The organism is Methylophilus rhizosphaerae (assembly GCF_900100975.1).
Classification (GTDB): Bacteria; Pseudomonadota; Gammaproteobacteria; order Burkholderiales; family Methylophilaceae; genus Methylophilus; species Methylophilus rhizosphaerae.
On record NZ_FNFX01000001.1, the window covers coordinates 384,840 to 404,125 of the forward strand.

The following is a 19,286-nucleotide window of genomic DNA, read 5'->3' on the forward strand; positions in this document are numbered from 1 at the left end:
TTTATAGCGGCTTGCTGCTCTCGGTCTGTTGCTGAATATAAGCCATACGTGCCTGGTTACGTTCCAGGGTTTGCCTGTAGCTGTCCAGCACAGTTTGCGCACGCACCATCAAGGTATCGCCGGTATAAGTGCCGTCGGCTTCCTGTGTTCCGGCTGCATGTCCTGTCAGGTGTGCAATGCCTTCCAGTACATGATCAATGGCAATGATCTTGAACATGCCGTTATTGACTGCGGTGACCACGCTGTCATCCAGGACCAGATGGCGCTGGTTACGCTTGGGGATAATCACGCCCTGCTCTCCATTCAGGCCTAGCGCCTGGCAGACACGGAAATAACCTTCAATCTTTTCGTTGACACCACCAATCGGCATCACTTCCCCAAACTGGTTCAATGCACCGGTCACCGCCATGCCCTGTTTAATCGGCAAACCGGTCAATGCCGACAATAACGCAAACAACTCGGCGCAAGAGGCGGAATCCCCTTCCACGCCGTTGTACTCCTGCTCAAACACCAGGGAAGCATTCAGGCTGAGGGGTGCCAGCGCCCAGAAGCTGGCGCTGAGCCAGTTCTGCAGGATATAAATGCCCTTGTCGTGGCTGGGGCCGCTCATTTCCACTTCACGGTCAATATTAATCACACCGCTACGGCCAGGGTAGCAGCGTGCCGTGATGCGGATAGGCGAGCCAAAACTGGCATCCCCCAGCTCAATATGCGTGAGCCCATTCACTTGCCCGACCACATCACCATGTACCTGGATCAGCAATTCATTATCAATAATCGAATCACGGATCTGTGTTTCGAAAAACTGCTGCCGCAGCAAACGTGCGGATAAAGCCTGTTTGACGTGCGCATCAGTCACCAGGCGTGCATCAGCAGCCACGGCGACACTTTCATGCATGAGTTGGTCCAGATGCGCCAGCCGGATACTGAAGCGGCTCTGGTCCTCCTCCAGCCTGTGCATGAACTGTAACAAGACGTTCACTGCTGCGCCGCTGAAATGCGGCAGCGTCTGCTGCTGGCAGCGCTGTGCGATATACCCTGCCATCCAGGCATAGTTGTCCAGCGTAGCCGGGACACGGTCTTCAAACTCGACTTTAACCGGGAAAAAATCAAAGAAATCCGGCTGCGCTTCCAGGCAGTCGTAATAATCTTCACGGCTGGCAATCATCACCACTTTGACATGCACTGGCAGTGCCCCGTGGCGGTTGCCTCCTGCACCTTGCTGCGCATGATTGGCCCAATCCTCGATCTGCACTTCGCGATTGCGCATCAGGCGGTACAGTTTTTCCAGCAACGCGCCGCCATTGCCTTCATCCTGCATCAGGTCGCGCAAATGTAACAGCAGCATGCCGCCATCTGCCTGATGCACGCTGCCGGCACGTAAACGCAGGAACTCCGGCCATTGCGCCGCTTCACCAACCGCAGTTTCCAGCATGCCAAACAAGGCGGCAAAACCGGGGTCGCGCTCTTCCACTACTGGCTGTTTGACGCCAGCGGTTAAATTGGCGCGCTGGTCTACCAGCAGATTCACGCGGAAACGTGACAAGAAGCTTTCATTGACCACGCCATCGCTACCGCTTTCGGTTTCGCTGCCTATTTGCTGCCATGCCTGCAAATAGGCCAGCACTTCGGGCTTGATCACATTAAACAGCGGCGATAACTTGGCACTGCTCAGTTGCGCCCGCAATCCGTCCACGCGCTCTTCGAGCCAGGTTTCCGCACGCGAGAAATCGACCTGGCCGCTGCTATCCAGCCATTGCGGCATTTCTGCCATCAACGCCTTGATAAACGCATCCATCACCGTACGCAATTGCGCACCCAGGCCGGCTGGTAACTTGATGTAATTGGCACAGGATTGCTGGCTGAAGTCGTACAGCGCCACCAGGTCAGTCAGGGAAGTATCAATACCGGTCATGGCGGCCGCTTTCATCGCGGCCATGGTCAGGGCGGCACGGCCGGAACCCGGTGTGCCCTGCACCAGCACATTGCAGCCGGCCTGCTGTATCGACAAACCCATCATCAGTGTTTTCTGAGCTTCTGGTTGCAACTTCCAGCCATAGTCGGTCAGGCTCATGTCAGCCGCGTCCAGCAGTTCTTCCGTAGACTCAAACGACATCGGTGACAGTTTGTATGAAACCGTCATTTCATCAGGCTTTAGCACTTGTATCATCCAGGCAGTTTCCATTGTTGTTTTGCTTGTTCATCCGAGGTGCGCGCTTCCACCCAGTGTTCACCGAAGTCGCCGATTTCTTTTTTCCAGAGTGGCGCCTCGGCTTTCAAATAATCCATCATAAAGGCACAGGCTTCAAATGCGGCCTGCCGGTGCAGGCTGGCCGCCGCCACCAGCACAATTTGCGCCTGCGCAGCCAGGGTGCCAACCCGGTGAATGATACGTACGCCCAGCAGCGGCCAGCGTTGAAAGGCCTGCCCAGCAATATGATGCAATGCCTTTTCCGTCATGGCGGGATAATGTTCGATAAACATCCGGTTCAATTTGCCATCCACCGACATATCACGCACCAGCCCGACAAAATTGACCAGTGCCCCGGCTTGCGGCGTCGCCGCCTTCAGTTGCTGCAACTCCAGCCCGATATCAAAGTCTTCCGACTGTACAGAGATATTGAGATAGCCTGGGCTGGGGTAGCTTGGTGTGTCCAACTTAGCCTCCGGTCACGGGCGGGAAGAAGGCGACTTCATCCCCCTCTTCCACGGTGGCCATGTCATCCACCAGTTCATGATTAATTGCCGCGCGCACAACGCCGCTGCCATGAAACAGTTTTCGCCAGGTTTCTCCCCTGCCAGATAGCCATGACTTCAAAGCCACGATGGTTTCCACACCGTCAGGCAGCACCACGTCTTCCGAGGAGTAGTTCACGACCTCTTTGATACGGGCAAAATATAAAATTGTGATTTTCATCAGGGATTCTTTCCAGCCTCATCTAATTCATCCAGCAACTCCAGTGTTTCCAGGCCTTCTGCCTGCGCCAGTTCAACCTTCTCGATCTGGGCAAAGCGCCTGGAAATTTTCTGGCTGCTGATATGCACATCCTGCGCGTTTTCATGCGCCTGGCGGATATTATCGGCCAGTTTCTTCATACGGGTATCGAAACGGTCAAAGTCTTTACTGAGTTTGCCTAATTCGTCTTTGATGATATGCACCTGCTTGCGCATCTCGACATCCTTGAGCACCGCACGCGCAGTATTCAGTACTGCCATCAACGTGGTGGGCGATACCATCCATACCCGCTTCTGCATGGCGTAATCAACGACATCTCCGTGATAGGCATGGATCTCGGCGAACACCGCTTCGGCCGGGATAAACATGACGGCCCCGTCCGAAGTTTCGTTGGCAATGATGTATTTGCTGCTGATATCGTCGATATGCTTTTTCACATCGGCCTTGAACTGTTTGGCCGCTTGTGCCTGCACCAGTTCCCCCTGGCTGCTATCGGTCATGCGATGGTAATTTTCAAGCGGGAATTTGCTGTCCACCGCGACGGTGCCGGTCGGCTCCGGCAAAAACAGGGCACAATCCACGCGCGAGCCATTGCTGAACGTATGCTGCATGGCAAAGCTGTTATTGGGCAATACATTGCGTACCAGCCCTTCCAGTTGTACCTCGCCAAAAGCACCCCGGCTGCGTTTATCGCCCAGCAGTTCCTGCAAGCTGACCACATGATGGCTCAGGCCATCAATCTTCTTCTGCGCTTCATCAATGGTCGCCAGGCGTGCCATGACACTGACAAACGTTTCATTGGTTTTCTTGAAACCGGCTTCCAGCCGTTCGGAAACCTTGCCACTCATTTCTTCCAGGCGCGTATCTACAATTTTGGTCAGCGCTTCAATGCTTTGCGTCAGGCTGTGGGTGGTGGTCTGCAAAGCGGTTTTAAGCAGGGTTTGCTGCAACATGCCCTGTTCGGATAAGCCGTTGCGCAGACTCAGGCTCAGTTGTTCGCTGTTCTGGCTCAAGTGGTCACGCTGCGCGACCTGTGACTCCTGCATGGATTGGCGCAATGTCTGCATGGATTCACGCGTAGCCGTCAACTCCTGCGACAATTGCGTACGCATCCTGTCCTGCTGATCGGCATTCAGGCTTTGCAGCCGGTCCGCCAATAAGTTGAGCGACTGGTGCATTTCGCTCATCATCATGCGATGTTTTTCTTCCAGCTGCTGTACCAGCAATTGCGCCAGCGCCTGTTGTGAAGCCTGTTGCTGCCTGCGCCATTGCCATACCAGCATGGCGATAATCAGTAGCAGCAGAAGGAGTTGAATAATTTGAAGCGTCATGGCGGCATTATAGCCGATGACCGTGTATGCCACATCGGCTGCTGCAAATTCGGTGGCGGATGTGCGTGTATTAAAACAAATACAACGCGGGAGATGATAATATGCCTGGGCTAAATATAGCGCTGCCTAGAAACCAAAAGCCTCTTTCATCACTTGATAAAGATAGCTCTGCTCCTGCACCCCATGCACGAGGTAGGCTTTGGGGCCTGTCGCATAAATCGCCACATCTTCACCACCATGTGTTTCCGCACTCAGTGGCACCAGTGCTTCCTGGTGAAAGTCAGGATCCTCGCTATCCACATCTGTCATATCCACCACACGACCGGCAGAAATCGCTGTGTCATATACGGCATCGCCCGGCGTATCAGTGTGGTAACCCGGCCCATTGGCGAAACTCACCGTATTGTAAGGCTTGCCATCTGCACCCAGCGCTGGTGTGGTTTTACCGGGTTCCACCACCTTGCCCAGGATCGGGTTACCCCGTTTCGGATAACCGCTGATGGTCAAGGTGTGGCTATGGTCAGCGGTGACAATAATCAAGGTTTCATCCGGGTTGACTTTGGATAAGGCGGTACGCACGGCATTCGACAATGCCACCGTTTCGCTAAAGGTGCGGTAGGCATTACCGGCATGCGAAGCATGGTCGATGCGACCACCCTCCACCATCAGGAAGAAACCACTGCGGTTTTTCTTCAGGATATCAATGGCCTTGCCTGTCATGTCAGCCAGGGAGGGTTCACCGGCAATATCCTGCGGACGGTCTTGTTCGTATTCCATGTGGGAAGGATTGAACAGGCCCAGCACTTTGGTTGTAGTCGCAGGATTGATCGCATCAAAGCCGGCCTGGTTTTCGACATATACGCCACCAAACTTGCTCACGTATTCCTGTATCAGATGACGGCCATCGGTACGGCGGCCTTTGGCACCCTCAATATCAGTCATGGTGTTGGGCAAGAAATAACTGCGACCACCGCCAAAGACGACTTCTATCCCGTCACCGATTTTACCGGGACCGAAGTTGTCGACCAGCTGGGCGGCAATATCTTTTACCCCACCACTCACCGCGGTCAGCGGTAAATTGACATTGGCTTCCCAATCACGGTTGGAAATATGGGCATACGTCGCCGCCGGCGTTGCATGAGTGATGCGGGCAGTAGACACGATGCCTGTCGCCTTGCCTGCCTGCTCGGCCTGTTCCAGTAAAGTCGTCACCTTGTTCTCCGCCAGCACACGCTGATCCGGCTCATTGCGGGCCACCGACTGGTTTAAAGAGAGCAGGCCATCATTGGTTTTGACACCGGAAATAATCGCCGTCATGGTAGGGGCTGAATCTGCGGTCTGCTGGTTTGCCGAGTAGGTTTTCGATAGCGCAACATACGGAAATTGCTCAAACGACAAGCTGTGCCGCTCGCCATCCACGCCCTGCAACTGGCCTTCAAAAATACGTGCGCCGGTTACCGTGGCAATGCCCATGCCATCCCCCACGAACAGAATGACGTTTTTGGCTTTGTGCGTATTTGGACTCAGTTTTTTGCTGTTATTCAATCGCGCCGTACCATCATCCAGCCAGAATCGGGCATTTTCTTCTGCCAGTACTATGCTGGAAAATACCAGCTGGAAGCCAAGTAATATGGCTATCAATGTGGTGTGTTTCAATGTTGATATATTCATGACTGTGCGTTGATCTATCTGGTGATCCGGTCAATACGGTTCGATTAAATCAGCATAGTGTCTATCATAAAGATGACACCGGCATGAACATGGTGCGGGAATATCTAAGAAGGTAGAAAAAGAAAAACCCCGCCTGGGCGGGGTCATAAAAACTTTAAACCTGAAAAACACGCTGCCATTACATCAAAATCGGCTGTATGCTGAAATAGCCCGTTCGGGTCAGCATGGGCCATTGCACCCCCCCTGTCGTTCTTGCCAGCAGACGCAGGCAAGCGCCGGCTATACCCAATCCCGCGCACAGCATTCGCTTTTGATATAAGCGTAATAGACAGGGGCGGCCACGATACCCGGCAGGCCAAAGGCAGCTTCCATCAGCAACATGGCAACCAGTAACTCCCAGGCATGGGCCCGGATCTGGTGACCCACAATCCGGGCATTGAGGAAGTATTCCAGTTTATGAATCACAATCAGGAACAGCAGTGAGCCAATCGCAATCAGGAAAGAATGACTGATACTCACAATCACAATCACGGTATTGGAGATCAGGTTACCGATCACGGGCAATAACCCCACCAGGAATGTAATGACAATCATAGTTTTGGTGAAAGGCAAATGTACCCCGCACAAAGGTAAGATGATGATCAGGTAAACTGCCGTCAGGCTGGCATTGACCAGCGAAATCTTGACTTGCGCGAACACGATATTTTTAAACGCCTGTGCAAATAAAGTAATCCGTTGCAGCAAGCTCTGTGCGAGTGGCCGCGGATTACTTTTATTCTGCACATCATGCAAAGCCACCATGGCGCCGATAACCATGCCTATCAGCATATGCGCCAGGTGATGGCCGGCCTCTTTGCCCAATAATTGCCAGTCAGCAGAGTGGGTACGCAGCCATTCAATCACGCGATGCTGCAAAGTGATGGCATCATCCGGCAGGCGCTCATTCAGCCAGACCGGCAGCACCTGGCGTGAATCCTCGATAATGCGCGCCAGCTGATCAAACAGCATGGTCAATCCGCCAGAATCGCTGCGGATCAGGGTCACGATCGCCATGCCTATCCCGACCAACATGCCGATCACCAGGGTCGCCAGCAATACCACGGCCAGCCACTTGGCATATTTGCCCGGCATTTTGCGTGCAATCAGCGGCGCAATCACATGAATCAGTTCAAACACCAGCAAGCCTACCAGCAAGGCAGGCAGCAATTGCACTTTCAATATCAACCACATCAGTACAGCCATCAGCACATAGGTGGCGATATCGAATTTTTGCGTTTGGGTCACAACAGACTCCGCTTTCTTCTCATGAACGTTAAAACCTGGCTTGCAATTGTTTCGCCGCATCACTCGGCAGTTTAAGCAGGAAATGGACGGCTTCATCAAACTGCTTGTCCAGCACTTCCCCATGCAGCCGCTGTACTTCGCGGGTTAACTCATCTACCCGTTTATAAGTAGTGGAAATTCTTAGCTGTACCATTTCGACAAACGGGATGCTGCCAGCCTGCTCCATCGCCATTTTGGCCGTGCCGCCATACGCCCGTACCAGGCCACCCGTACCAAGATTGATGCCGCCATAATAACGAATCACGGCCACACAGCAATTGACGTAATTCTGCCCATCCAGCATTTGCATCACCGGTTTACCGGCCGTGCCGGCAGGCTCACCGGCATCCGAAAAGCGCGCAACGATCCCTTCAGCGGTTTTCATGCGGAACGCATAAGCCAGGTGTCCGGCTGTCTGATGCTCGCTGGCAAACTGGCGCAAAAACAGGGCAAGTTCGCGTTCATTTTCACAACGGTTGGCCCGTGCAATAAAACGGGATTTATGAATGGTTTGATCGGCCTGGCCGAGTTGACGGAAGGTCTGCATGACAAAAATTTCAGGAAAGGCCGCTTATTCTACCATTCGCATCCACACTGATCCGGCTGCTGGCGGGCTGTTTCGGCAAGCCCGGCATGGTCATCATGTCACCACACACGGCAACCACGAAGCCGGCCCCACGCGACAGGCGCAACTCACGCACATGCAGGCTATGCCCAACCGGCACATTGCGCAGTTTCGTATCACATGACAATGAATACTGCGTTTTGGCAATGCAGACCGGCAAACCCTGACTGGCCTCAGCCAACGCATGCAGTTGCTGCGCAGCTTGCTCGCCAAAAGTAACATCCTTGGCGCCGTATAGCGATTGGGCAATGGTTCGCAGCTTTTCTGTCAGGGATAAGGCATTGTCGTATAGCAATGTCGGTGTCGCCGGCTGTTGTGCCAGCGTGGCGACCGCGTGTGCCAGCGTTAAAGCACCTGCTCCGCCTGCGGCCCAATGACGGCAGATATGCAGGCTGCTCCCCCAGGATGCCACGGCTGACTGTATCAGGGCGACTTCCGCGTCCGTATCAGCCGTAAAATGATTCAAAGCCACCACCACCGGCAAACCGAAATGCTGGCGCAGGTTATCAATATGTTTTTTCAAGTTGGCCATGCCCACTGACAGCGCTGACAGATTTTCAGTATTCACATCAGCCACTTCCACGCCGCCATGGTATTTCAATGCCCGTACCGTCGCCACCACCACTGCCATATCCGGTCGCAGGCCGGACTGGCGGCATTTGATATCCATAAACTTTTCAGCCCCCAGGTCCGCGCCGAACCCGGCCTCAGTCACCACATAATCAGCCAGCCGCAAGGCGGTTTGTGTGGCGACCAGACTATTACAGCCATGCGCAATATTGGCAAACGGCCCACCATGGACCAGCGCGGGCGAACCTTCCAGGGTTTGCACCAGGTTGGGCTGGAATGCCTCTTTCAGCAACGCGGTCATCGCACCTTCGGCTTGCAGGTCACTGGCATAAATAGGCGTGCCCTGGCTAGAGATGCCTACCTGGATGCGCCCCAGCCGGTGTGTCAAATCGGCCAGGTCAGTCGCGAGGCAAAAAATCGCCATCACTTCACTGGCTACCGTGATATCAAAGCCAGTGTCATAGAAAATTGGCTGGTTGATGGTGATCCGGCGCAAGGCGCGATCATTCACATCCATGCAGCGCCGCCAACTGATGGTGTCAAACTGGAGGGCATTGCCGTGATAAATATGATTATCCACCAGGGCAGCAAGCAGGTTATTGGCCGCAGTGATGGCATGAAAATCACCGGTGAAATGCAGGTTGATGTTTTCCATAGGCACCAGTTGCGCATAACCGCCACCGGTAGCGCCGCCTTTCATGCCAAACACCGGCCCCATGGAAGGCTCGCGCAAACAAGCCAAGGCGTGATATCCCGCTTTATTCAAGGCATCCGTCAGTCCTATCGTGGTGGTGGTTTTGCCTTCACCAGCCGGCGTCGGGCTGATGGCGGTCATCAGTATCAATTTGGCACGGATGGGCTGCTGATGCAGGTGATTAACGGTCGCCTGGGTCAGCTTGGCCATATGATTACCGTAAAGATGCAAATCAGCTGGCGCCAGGCCCAATTGGCGGGCGATATCGTATATGGGTTGCAGGGTGGCCGCCTGTGCTATTTCAATATCACTTAACATACGTATCCCTGTTTCCCCGGAAGCTAACGTTTGGACTTGCTGCCTCCAAGGATGGATCCCATGACGCCCCGGATAATGGCACGCCCCAGTTGCGAACCGATCGCGCGCACTGCCGATTTGGCAGCCGCTTCCAGCACGGTATCCGAACGACTGGATTTGCCGCTCAGGATGCCCCCTAAATCAAAGCCGGAAGAAGAGGACTGGTTCTGTGTTTTTTCCTCAGCGGCTGCCGTTGCCTGCCCGGCGCGTTGCTTGAGTATTTCATAGGCAGACTCACGGTCCACGGCTTTGTCATAGCTACCCGCGACCAATGACCGCGCCATCACCTGCTTGCGTTCAGCCTCGGTAGCCGGGCCGACCCGGCTTTCCGGCGGGCAGATAAATGTGCGTTCAACCGGCGTAGGTGCACCCTTCTCATCCAGAAACGAGACCAGAGCTTCACCAACACCCAGCTCGGTAATTGCCGTTGCCACATTCAGTTTGGGGTTTGCCCTGAATGTCTGCGCAGCCACTTGTACCGCTTTCTGGTCACGTGGCGTAAATGCGCGCAAGGCATGCTGCACACGGTTACCAAGCTGCCCCAACACCACGTCTGGAATATCCAGCGGGTTCTGCGAGACAAAATACACACCGACGCCTTTGGAACGCACCAGGCGGACGACCTGCTCGATTTTCTGCATCAGGATGGCAGGCGCATCACTAAACAACAGGTGTGCCTCATCAAAGAAGAACACCAGTTTCGGCTTTTCCATATCGCCGACTTCCGGCAGTTTTTCAAACAGTTCGGAGAGCAACCACAGCAATAAAGTGGCGTACACGCGCGGGGAGTTCAGTAATTCATCCGCAGCCAGGATATTGATATAGCCGAAGCCTTTGGCATCGGTTTGCATCATGTCTTCCAGGTTGAGCGCCGGCTCACCGAACAGGTGGTCACCACCCTCGGTTTCCAGCTGTAATAAAGCGCGCTGGATCGCCCCCACACTGGCGGTGGAGATATTGCCATACTGGGTCTGGTAAGTAGCCGAATTTTCAGCACAATGCTGTGCCATGGCGCGCAGGTCTTTCATATCCAGCAACAGCATGCCATTGTCGTCCGCGATTTTGAAAATCGCATTGAGTACCCCACCCTGCACTTCATTCAGGTTAAGCATGCGTGCCAGCAACAATGGACCCATTTCACTCAAGGTGGTACGCACCGGATGGCCCTGTTGCCCAAACATGTCCCAGAACATGACCGGATAGGCCTGGTTGGCATAATCAGTCAAGCCAAGTTGCTGTACCCGTGCGTCGATTTTGGCATTACCGCCACCTACCTGGCTGATACCGGATAAATCACCCTTCACATCCGCCATAAACACCGGTACACCAATACGTGAAAACTGTTCGGCTAGGCTTTGCAGGGTCACGGTTTTACCGGTACCGGTTGCACCGGCAATCAGGCCATGGCGGTTGGCCATTTTAGGCAACATCACACTGTCGGTTTCATTATTTTTTGCGATGAGCATGGGCTGTATCATGAAAGGGACTCAAACAATTTAATGGATGCTTGAGTATAGGCGATGCCCTTGAAAAGGGGAAGGCAGTCGGCAGAAAAGTGTGTGATTAAAAAGTGTCGCGCGATGAATATTAGAAATCACCGCGGCTGGCTTTGTCCATCAGGTCAATCAAGGCGTCTTCCAGCTGCTGCGCAGAAGCCTGGGCCCTGGCGGTGGGATGCCGGATATTTTTCAGGTCATGGGTAGGCCGGTCCAGCCCCAGGTACAACTGTCGCTTGCCGGCAGCATCCGGCTTTTCATAAATGGCCACCCGGCATGGCGCAAATACCAGGAACTCAGGATGATCCAGGATAATTTCCGTGCCCATGCTCAGGTTGCAGAATGTCCTGACATCCTTGATGCCTTGCGGATCCTGGCCACGCTTTTGCATATGCTCGCCGAGCGGAAAGCTGGCCGGGCTGACAAAGTTCATGCCTTCGGATAACGATTTCAGGCTCTCCACCAGCGCCTGGTAACTGATACCTGGCTTGACCGGGACTTCATATATCGCATTATCCAGGTCTACATCGGGCATACCGTGCCCGATGACACGCACATGTGACGGGTGGTTGCCCGCGGTGGTACATCCTGACACAAGCAGGCAGGATAATATTGCTGAGATCAAGTGACGCATAACCTAAGGGTCCTTTGTTTTACACTGCCCAGATTAACCTATCACCTGATGATCGCATGTGATGACGGTCACAAGTCCTGGTGCAACGCACGCTGCACGGTACGTTTGTCGTATTGTGGCGACAGCATGGTAATAAAATTCAGCATATAGTCGCGCAGGAAGGCATCGCGCCTCACGCCTAAAAAGGTAGTACTGTCAGGGAATAAATGGCTGCAATCCAGGCTTCTCAGTGGTGCATCCCGTGCTTCGTCATAGGCCATATTCGCGATCAGGCCGATGCCCAATCCCAGGTTGACATAAGTTTTAATCACGTCGGCATCAATGGCAGTGAATACAACGTTCGGCTGCAATCCTGCATCATGAAATACCTTGGACACCAAGGTTCCACCAGTAAAGGCAAAGTCATAGGTAATCAAGGGATAATTCGCGAGGTCTTTCAGTGTCAACTTGCTTTTCTGCAATAGCGGATGCTCCGCCGGCACCACCAAGCAACGATTCCACGCATAACAAGGCAGGCATGACAATCGTTCGTCATTACTGATACTCTCTGTCGCGATGCCGACATCCGCCTCGCCGGAAGCGACCAGTTCCGTGACCTGCGCCGGATTGCCCTGGTGGATTGCCAGCTTGACATTGGGATACTGCGCCATGAACTGCTTGACCGCCGCAGGCAAGCGGTAACGTGCCTGCGTGTGGGTGGTAGCAATCGTTAATTCACCGCTATCTTCCTGGCTGTATTCGTCGCCGACACGTTTGATATTCTGCATGTCCAGGATGACACGGGCCGCCAGGTCCACAATTTTCCGGCCAGGCTCGGTGACACCAATCAAGCGTTTGCCATTGCGCTGAAAGATCTGCAGGCCTAATTCCTCTTCCAGCAACTGGATCTGCTTGCTCACGCCAGGTTGCGAGGTATGCAGCACTTCCGAAGCAGAAGAAATATTTAATTTTTGCCGCACCACTTCATGCACATAGCGTAATTGGTGAAACTTCATCATCCAGCCCAATATAACCAAAAGCTATATCATAGAACAATTGGTTATTAAATCAACGATTAAAAATCTGCTACATTGCGCACTCTAAAAGTTTTTGAAGATACTCCTCATGGAATTCGGATACATACTGGCAGGCTTTGCTGTCGGTTTTCTGGTGGGTTTAACAGGTGTGGGCGGCGGTTCATTAATGACCCCTATTCTGCTGTTGCTGTACAACATCAAGCCGGCTGTTGCCGTCGGCACCGATTTACTGTATGCCTCCATCACCAAGTCCGTGGGAATTTTTGCGCATGGCAAGCTGGGTAATATCGACTGGCGCATTGTGAAACGCCTCGCCACTGGCAGTGTACCGACCTCATTAATCACCCTGTGGGCCCTGCACCATATAGATCTGCAATCCAGCCATGTCATCTCCACTATTAAACTCTGGTTAGGCATTGCCCTGATTGTGACCTCAGCCGCCGTATTGATGCGAAACAAACTGGTAGCACTGGCCTCTAAAGGAGAATGGGTACCCGCCAGTTATGTACCTGCGGCCACGATCACCCTAGGCGCGGTATTGGGCGCCCTGGTGACCCTGACTTCAGTGGGTGCCGGCGCATTGGGCGTGACTGCACTCATTATGCTCTACCCCAAAGACAAGATTACCACGATTGTCGGTAGCGATATTGCACACGCGGTGCCATTAACCCTGGTAGCTGGCCTGGGGCATGCCTCCCTGGGCACCATTGATTACAGCCTGCTGGGCACATTGTTGTTAGGCTCCATTCCCGGTATCTACCTTGGTAGCCATATGAGTTCACGGATTGCCGAGCACTGGGTGCGCATTATATTGGCTATGATATTGATTTATGTAGGCTTTAAACTCATTTTCCATTAAAATACTGCCCTTCGCAATTGCGAAAAAGTGATTTCAAGCATGTACAAATACGATCCTATTGACCAACAAATTGTAAACGAACGTGTCGCACAGTACCGCGACCAAGTCCGCCGTTATATCACAGGCGAACTCTCTGAAGACGAGTTCCGCCCCCTGCGCCTGCAGAACGGCCTGTATATCCAGCGCCATGCGCCTATGTTGCGCATTGCCGTCCCTTATGGTTTGCTGGCCAGCAGGCAACTGCGCAAACTGGCAGAGATTACCAAGAAATATGACCGCGGTTATGGGCATTTCAGTACGCGCCAGAATATGCAGTTGAACTGGCCGAAACTGGAAGATACGCCTGATATCCTGGCAGAGCTTGCCACTGTCCAGATGCACTCCATCCAGACATCCGGCAACTGCATCCGTAACATCACGACCGACCAGTTTGCCGGCATCGCACCGGACGAAATCATTGATCCGCGCGCCATTGCCGAGATCATGCGTCAATGGAGCACTTTCCACCCGGAATTTGCCCTGTTGCCCCGTAAATTCAAGATTGCCGTGTCAGGCACGGAAAAAGACCGTGCCATTGTGCAGGCACACGATATCGGCCTCGAATTTTATAAAGACGATCAAGGCCAGATGGCCATCAAAGTCTGGGTCGGTGGTGGCCTGGGCCGTACGCCTATCCTGGGCAGCGTGATTCGTGAGCACCTGGAATGGCAACATGTCTTGTCGTACTGCGAAGCGATTATCCGTGTCTATAACATTCACGGCCGCCGCGATAATATTTTCAAAGCCCGTATCAAGATCCTGGTGAAAGCCCTGGGCATTGAAGAATTCAAGCGCCAGGTGGAAGAAGAATGGGCGCACACAAAAAATGGCCCATTGACTATCACCCAGACTGAACTGGACCGCGTGGCCCAATACTTCGAGCCCATGCCTTATGAAACGCTGCCGGCACATGATGCCTCATTTGATGCGGCCGTGGCCAGCAATCCGGCGTTTGCCGCCTGGGTTAAACGCTGCGTGCACGGGCACCGCGTGCCAGGTTATCGTGCCGTGACCCTGTCATTGAAGCCGCATGGCAAGGCTCCAGGCGACATTACCAGCGAACAGATGCATGTCGTGGCTGACCTGGCAGATGCCTACAGCTTTGGCGAACTGCGTTCCTCTCACGAACAGAACGTGATCCTGGCAGATGTTAAACTGTCAGACTTATACGCGGTATGGGAAAAAGCGCGCGCCGCAGGCTTGGCAACGCCGAATATTGGCTTGCTGACAGATATTATCTGCTGCCCGGGCGGTGACTTCTGCAGCCTGGCCAACGCAAAATCCATCCCGATTGCAGAAGCGATCCAGATACAATTTGATGACCTGGATTACCTGTACGAAATCGGCGAGATCGAACTCAACATTTCCGGCTGCATGAACGCCTGCGGGCATCACCATGTCGGCCACATCGGTATCCTGGGTGTCGATAAAGATGGCTCCGAATGGTATCAGGTCACCATTGGCGGCAAGCAAGGCAAGGACGCCAGCATTGGCACAGTCATTGGCCCTTCGTTTTCTGCTGAAGAAATGCCTAGCGTGGTACAGAAACTGATTGAAGTGTTTATCCGCGAGCGCTATGCCGATGAGCGTTTTATCGACACGGTTCGCCGCCTGGGGGTCGCCCCATTCAAGGCACACGTGTATGCAGAGCAGAAACAGGGAGCGGTAGCATGAGTAACCTGATTCGCCTGAATGCCGATGGCGTGGCTGAGATTGTAGAAGATCAATGGCTACGCGTCATTCCGCCTGCCGCTGCAGAAGAAACTGTGCGCAAACAGGCCGGTAAGGTCGTGATGTTCAAACTGACGGGTGAAACCGCCTATACGCCAGAGCAAATTGCCAATACCGTGATCCCGGCAACCGGTAACATCCTGGTACCGCTCCCCGTCTGGCAAGTACGTAAAGACGAGCTGCAAGCCAGGCTGGCTGCGGGTGAAGTAGGTATTATCCTGGCGACTCATGAGTCTGTCGAAGCCTTGCAGGCAGAATTTCCGGACCTTAACGCCTTACCGTTAATTGCCGTGTTTGTTGAACGTTTTGCCGATGGCCGTATTTTCACCCTGGGCAACTGGCTACGTACCCGTTTTGGTTACAAAAATGAGTTACGTGCGATTGGTGATGTATTACGCGACCAGTTGTTCTTTCACAAACGCTCCGGTTTTAATAGCTTCCTGGTGCGTGCCGACCGTTCGGCGCAGGAGGCCATTGCCAGCCTGAATGATTTCAGTCAGCCTTACCAGGGGGCAGTGAATGATGTGCCCGTCTGGCGCAGGGTAAACCGTACATGAGTGATGCTGTCAGCATGCTCAAGCCGGCATTTAAAAACCCGGCCACCAGTCCTGAACTGACCGATGCACTGGTCAATAGCGTACACGCTAAGCGTGCACAGGCGCTGGCATTACTGAAAGCTGCGACCGCCGAGTTTTCTGCCATTACGTTTGCCAACAGTTATGGCGCGGAAGACATGGTGCTGACCGACCTGATTGCCAGGGAGAATCTCGCCATCGAGATTTTTTCGCTGGATACAGGACGCCTGCCCGCCGAAACTTATACCTTGATGAGCGATGTAGAAAAGGCATATACCATCAAACCACTCGTGTTTTTCCCCAAACATGAAGCGGTTGAGCAGTATGTGCGCACCCAGGGCATCAACGCGTTCTACGAAAGCATAGACTTGCGTAAGGCCTGCTGTCATATGCGCAAGGTAGAACCCTTGCAGCGCGCTTTAGCAGGTAAGCAAGCCTGGGTCACCGGCATGCGGGCCGAGCAGGCAACGACCCGCGCCAACCTGCCAGTGCGTGAATATGACGCAAGCAACAAACTGGAAAAATTCAATCCGCTTAGTGATTGGACAGAAAAAGAAGTCTGGGCTTATATCCGTTTGTATGATGTCCCGTATAACGCCCTGCACGACCAGTTTTACCCCAGCATTGGTTGCGCGCCCTGCACACGCGCCGTGGCCATGGGCGAAGATATCCGCGCCGGCCGCTGGTGGTGGGAAGACCCAACCAGTAAAGAATGCGGACTGCATGTAAAAAAGTAACATCAGAGGCTGGTGTTAATCACCAACTCTGTGGCTGATTGATAGAAGACTGAAATGACGACCAAACAACCCTTATCTCATCTCGACTGGCTGGAAGCTGAAGCCATTCATATTCTGCGCGAAGTCGCTGGCCAATGCTCGAATCCGGTATTGCTGTTCTCCGGCGGTAAAGATTCCCTGTGTATCTTGCGCCTGGCTGAAAAAGCCTTCCGCCCTGGCCGCTTCCCTTTTCCGCTGCTGCATATCGACACTGGCCACAATTACCAGGAAGTAGTAAATTTCCGTGACCAGCGTGCAGCTGAACTGGGGGAACGGCTGATTGTACGATCAGTGGAAGATTCCATGAAGCGCGGTACAGTCGTGCTGAAATCTGTGGATGAGCCACGCAACAAGCATCAGTCCGTGACTTTGCTGGAAGCGATTGAAGAGTTCGGTTTTGACTGCTGCATCGGTGGTGCCCGACGCGATGAAGAAAAAGCCCGTGCCAAAGAGCGCATCATGAGCTTCCGTGACGAGTTCGGCCAGTGGGATCCGAAAAACCAGCGGCCGGAATTGTGGAACCTGTACAACGCCCGCGTACACAAAGGTGAAAACATCCGTGCTTTCCCGATTTCCAACTGGACTGAAATGGATGTCTGGCAATATATCGAACGTGAAAAACTGGAATTGCCCAGCATTTACTTCGCTCACCAGCGCGATATCGTGATGCGTCACGGCGCGATTTTCCCGGTGAATGTGCCCTTATCTAACGGCGGCGTGATTAACCAGCCTAAAACCAGCGAAGAGGTCATCAATATGCAGGTGCGTTTCCGCACCGTGGGTGATATCACTTGTACCGCACCAGTGATCTCAGATGCAGATAATGTCAGCAAAATCGTGGTGGAAACGGCGACAACGACCATTACCGAGCGCGGCGCCACCCGCCTGGACGACCAGACCTCGGACGCCTCGATGGAACAGCGCAAGAAAGAAGGTTATTTCTAATATGACAACGCAACACAACGATTCTTTGCTGCGCTTTATGACTTGCGGCAGCGTGGATGATGGTAAAAGTACACTGATCGGCCGACTGCTGTACGACACTAAAACCATTCTGGCCGATACGCTGAATAATATCGAGCGTACCTCGCAGAAACGTGGCATGGAAGCCGTCGATTTGTCCCTGCTGACGGATGGCCTGCAAGCCGAACGTGAACAAGGCATTACCATTGATGTCGCCTACCGTTATTTCAGTACCGGTACCCGCAAATACATTATTGCCGATGCACCGGGCCACGAGCAATATACACGCAACATGGTCACCGCAGCTTCCACTGCCAACCTGGCGATTATCCTGATTGATGCACGCAAAGGCGTATTGACGCAAACCCGTCGCCATAGTTACCTGGCACATTTAGTGGGAATTCCGCATATTGTAGTGGCCGTGAACAAAATGGACCTGGTGGACTATGACCAGGCCACTTTTGAGAAGATCAAGGCAGACTACCTGGCTTTTGCCAGCGAGTTGGGCCTGGCACAGGCACGTGATATCAAATTCATCCCCATGTCTGCCCTGAACGGCGACATGCTGGTAGACCGGCTGGATAATATGGATTGGTACCAGGGCGAAACCCTGCTGGAAATCCTGGAAGATGTGCCCGCTGCCCATAGCGAACAGGCTGAACAATTCCGCTTCCCGGTTCAGTTCGTTTGCCGTCCGCACGACTCGGCCAATCCAGAACTGCACGACTTCCGTGGCTTTATGGGCCGTGTGGAATCCGGCGAGATTGCAGTCGGTGATGCGGTGACTGTACTGCCGAACGGCTACCAGTCCAGAGTGAAAGCGATCCAGCTAGGCAATACGCCATTGCAAAGCGCGCACACTGAACAGAGCGTGACCATTTTGCTCGAAGATGAAATCGACACTTCACGTGGCGACATGATTGTAAAAACAGCAGAAGCGCCAGAAGCAGTCAAACAAATCGAAGCCCACGTGTGCTGGCTGTCAGAGACTCCACTTTCCCCTGCCCGTACTTATATCGTGCGTCACACCACACGCGAGTCCAAAGCCAAGATTGGCACGATTCAATACAAGGTGGACGTGAATACGCTGGAACAGCAGGCAACGGCAGACCTGAAAATGAATGACATCGCACGCGTCAGCTTTAAACTGGCACAACCACTGATGGTGGACAGTTATGACAAGAACCGTGCCACCGGTGCCTTTATCGTGATTGACGAAAGCACCAATAATACGGTCGGTGCCGGCATGATTGTTTGATTAAACACAATACCGCACATCGTCAATTGAGTTAATTTGCAATAAAATATCGTTTTGGCTGTCACTGGCCGCAAAGGATTTGAAATATGACATATGTAGTAACCGAAAATTGTATTCAATGCAAATATACCGACTGCGTAGACGTCTGCCCGGTCGATTGTTTCGTTGAAGGCCCGAACTTCCTTGCCATTAACCCGGATGAGTGCATCGACTGCACGCTGTGCGTGGCAGAGTGTCCTGCTGAGGCCATTTTCTCCGAAGATGATGTCCCGGCCGACCAGCAGCACTTTATCGCATTGAACGCCCGCTTATCGCAAGTCTGGCCGTCTATTACGGCAAGAAAAGATGCGCTGCCGGATGCCGATGAAATGAATGGCAAAAAAGGGAAAACAGAATTGCTGGTTGAATAAGC

Annotated in this window: 18 protein-coding genes; 7 read left to right on the forward strand and 11 right to left on the reverse strand. The window is 53.3% G+C overall.

Annotated features, from left to right (window positions below; translation table 11 throughout):
* Position 1: 1 nt before the first annotated feature.
* The 11 genes from BLP53_RS01800 to BLP53_RS01850 form a co-directional block, all read right to left on the reverse strand.
* Positions 2 to 2,185, reverse strand: a complete 2,184-nt coding sequence (locus tag BLP53_RS01800) for a Lon protease family protein (RefSeq protein ID WP_245652579.1) — start codon at positions 2,183 to 2,185, stop codon at positions 2 to 4.
* The gene (locus BLP53_RS01805) at positions 2,167 to 2,658 is read right to left on the reverse strand and encodes a molybdenum cofactor biosynthesis protein MoaE (RefSeq protein ID WP_091468976.1); all 492 of its coding nucleotides are present in this window, start codon (positions 2,656 to 2,658) and stop codon (positions 2,167 to 2,169) included. Before BLP53_RS01805 ends, BLP53_RS01800 begins: the two co-directional genes overlap by 19 nt.
* Position 2,659: 1 nt before the next feature.
* Positions 2,660 to 2,917: a molybdopterin converting factor subunit 1 gene (gene moaD, locus BLP53_RS01810; RefSeq protein WP_091468979.1), complete on the reverse strand. Its 258-nt coding sequence runs from the start codon at positions 2,915 to 2,917 to the stop codon at positions 2,660 to 2,662.
* Entirely contained in the window at positions 2,917 to 4,287 is a 1,371-nt protein-coding gene (locus tag BLP53_RS01815) for a DNA recombination protein RmuC (RefSeq protein ID WP_091470364.1), read from the reverse strand. The genes moaD and BLP53_RS01815 overlap by 1 nt, the downstream gene beginning before the upstream one ends.
* Positions 4,288 to 4,413: 126 nt before the next feature.
* Entirely contained in the window at positions 4,414 to 5,958 is a 1,545-nt protein-coding gene (locus BLP53_RS01820) for an alkaline phosphatase (RefSeq protein WP_091468983.1), read from the reverse strand.
* Positions 5,959 to 6,237: 279 nt separating this feature from the next.
* Entirely contained in the window at positions 6,238 to 7,242 is a 1,005-nt protein-coding gene (locus tag BLP53_RS01825; protein WP_091468986.1) for an AI-2E family transporter, read from the reverse strand.
* A 28-nt stretch (positions 7,243 to 7,270) separates the two neighbouring features.
* Positions 7,271 to 7,828, reverse strand: a complete 558-nt coding sequence (locus BLP53_RS01830; protein WP_091468990.1) for an IMPACT family protein — start codon at positions 7,826 to 7,828, stop codon at positions 7,271 to 7,273.
* 10 nt (positions 7,829 to 7,838) lie between these two features.
* Positions 7,839 to 9,488 (reverse strand): formate--tetrahydrofolate ligase, encoded by a 1,650-nt coding sequence (locus tag BLP53_RS01835; protein ID WP_091468993.1) that lies wholly within the window; start codon positions 9,486 to 9,488, stop codon positions 7,839 to 7,841.
* 23 nt (positions 9,489 to 9,511) lie between these two features.
* Entirely contained in the window at positions 9,512 to 11,005 is a 1,494-nt protein-coding gene (locus BLP53_RS01840) for a helicase HerA-like domain-containing protein (protein WP_091468996.1), read from the reverse strand.
* 109 nt (positions 11,006 to 11,114) lie between these two features.
* On the reverse strand, positions 11,115 to 11,558 hold the full coding sequence (locus BLP53_RS01845) for a DUF302 domain-containing protein (protein ID WP_425412889.1): 444 nt from the start codon (positions 11,556 to 11,558) through the stop codon (positions 11,115 to 11,117).
* 167 nt (positions 11,559 to 11,725) lie between these two features.
* Positions 11,726 to 12,652 (reverse strand): CysB family HTH-type transcriptional regulator, encoded by a 927-nt coding sequence (locus BLP53_RS01850; RefSeq protein WP_091469002.1) that lies wholly within the window; start codon positions 12,650 to 12,652, stop codon positions 11,726 to 11,728.
* Positions 12,653 to 12,761: 109 nt separating this feature from the next.
* Between BLP53_RS01850 and BLP53_RS01855 the strand changes: the two genes are divergently transcribed.
* The 7 genes from BLP53_RS01855 (at position 12,762) to fdxA (ending at position 19,284) form a co-directional block, all read left to right on the forward strand.
* Positions 12,762 to 13,532 carry a sulfite exporter TauE/SafE family protein gene (locus tag BLP53_RS01855; protein ID WP_091469005.1) on the forward strand — a complete coding sequence of 257 codons (771 nt, stop codon included), beginning with the start codon at positions 12,762 to 12,764 and terminating at the stop codon, positions 13,530 to 13,532.
* Positions 13,533 to 13,571: 39 nt separating this feature from the next.
* The gene (locus BLP53_RS01860) at positions 13,572 to 15,245 is read left to right on the forward strand and encodes a nitrite/sulfite reductase (protein WP_091469008.1); all 1,674 of its coding nucleotides are present in this window, start codon (positions 13,572 to 13,574) and stop codon (positions 15,243 to 15,245) included.
* Positions 15,242 to 15,859 (forward strand): DUF934 domain-containing protein, encoded by a 618-nt coding sequence (locus BLP53_RS01865; protein ID WP_091469011.1) that lies wholly within the window; start codon positions 15,242 to 15,244, stop codon positions 15,857 to 15,859. Before BLP53_RS01860 ends, BLP53_RS01865 begins: the two co-directional genes overlap by 4 nt.
* Positions 15,856 to 16,614, forward strand: coding sequence for a phosphoadenylyl-sulfate reductase (locus BLP53_RS01870; RefSeq protein WP_091469015.1), 759 nt, complete (start codon positions 15,856 to 15,858; stop codon positions 16,612 to 16,614). The genes BLP53_RS01865 and BLP53_RS01870 overlap by 4 nt, the downstream gene beginning before the upstream one ends.
* A 54-nt stretch (positions 16,615 to 16,668) precedes the next feature.
* On the forward strand, positions 16,669 to 17,598 hold the full coding sequence (cysD, locus tag BLP53_RS01875; RefSeq protein WP_091469018.1) for a sulfate adenylyltransferase subunit CysD: 930 nt from the start codon (positions 16,669 to 16,671) through the stop codon (positions 17,596 to 17,598).
* Position 17,599: 1 nt separating this feature from the next.
* Entirely contained in the window at positions 17,600 to 18,874 is a 1,275-nt protein-coding gene (gene cysN / locus BLP53_RS01880) for a sulfate adenylyltransferase subunit CysN (RefSeq protein ID WP_091469021.1), read from the forward strand.
* 86 nt (positions 18,875 to 18,960) lie between these two features.
* Positions 18,961 to 19,284 carry a ferredoxin FdxA gene (gene fdxA / locus BLP53_RS01885; protein WP_091469024.1) on the forward strand — a complete coding sequence of 108 codons (324 nt, stop codon included), beginning with the start codon at positions 18,961 to 18,963 and terminating at the stop codon, positions 19,282 to 19,284.
* Positions 19,285 to 19,286: the final 2 nt, after the last annotated feature.

Coding starts and splice junctions, on each gene's coding strand:
- BLP53_RS01800 (WP_245652579.1), bottom strand. CDS start 2,185: ATGGAAACTGCCTGGATGATACAAGTGCTAAAGCCTGATGAAATGACG.
- moaD (WP_091468979.1), bottom strand. CDS start 2,917: ATGAAAATCACAATTTTATATTTTGCCCGTATCAAAGAGGTCGTGAAC.
- BLP53_RS01815 (WP_091470364.1), bottom strand. CDS start 4,287: ATGACGCTTCAAATTATTCAACTCCTTCTGCTGCTACTGATTATCGCC.
- BLP53_RS01820 (WP_091468983.1), bottom strand. CDS start 5,958: ATGAATATATCAACATTGAAACACACCACATTGATAGCCATATTACTT.
- BLP53_RS01830 (WP_091468990.1), bottom strand. CDS start 7,828: ATGCAGACCTTCCGTCAACTCGGCCAGGCCGATCAAACCATTCATAAA.
- BLP53_RS01835 (WP_091468993.1), bottom strand. CDS start 9,488: ATGTTAAGTGATATTGAAATAGCACAGGCGGCCACCCTGCAACCCATA.
- BLP53_RS01840 (WP_091468996.1), bottom strand. CDS start 11,005: ATGATACAGCCCATGCTCATCGCAAAAAATAATGAAACCGACAGTGTG.
- BLP53_RS01845 (WP_425412889.1), bottom strand. CDS start 11,558: ATGCCCGATGTAGACCTGGATAATGCGATATATGAAGTCCCGGTCAAG.
- BLP53_RS01850 (WP_091469002.1), bottom strand. CDS start 12,652: ATGAAGTTTCACCAATTACGCTATGTGCATGAAGTGGTGCGGCAAAAA.
- BLP53_RS01855 (WP_091469005.1), top strand. CDS start 12,762: ATGGAATTCGGATACATACTGGCAGGCTTTGCTGTCGGTTTTCTGGTG.
- BLP53_RS01860 (WP_091469008.1), top strand. CDS start 13,572: ATGTACAAATACGATCCTATTGACCAACAAATTGTAAACGAACGTGTC.
- BLP53_RS01865 (WP_091469011.1), top strand. CDS start 15,242: ATGAGTAACCTGATTCGCCTGAATGCCGATGGCGTGGCTGAGATTGTA.
- BLP53_RS01870 (WP_091469015.1), top strand. CDS start 15,856: ATGAGTGATGCTGTCAGCATGCTCAAGCCGGCATTTAAAAACCCGGCC.
- cysD (WP_091469018.1), top strand. CDS start 16,669: ATGACGACCAAACAACCCTTATCTCATCTCGACTGGCTGGAAGCTGAA.
- cysN (WP_091469021.1), top strand. CDS start 17,600: ATGACAACGCAACACAACGATTCTTTGCTGCGCTTTATGACTTGCGGC.
- fdxA (WP_091469024.1), top strand. CDS start 18,961: ATGACATATGTAGTAACCGAAAATTGTATTCAATGCAAATATACCGAC.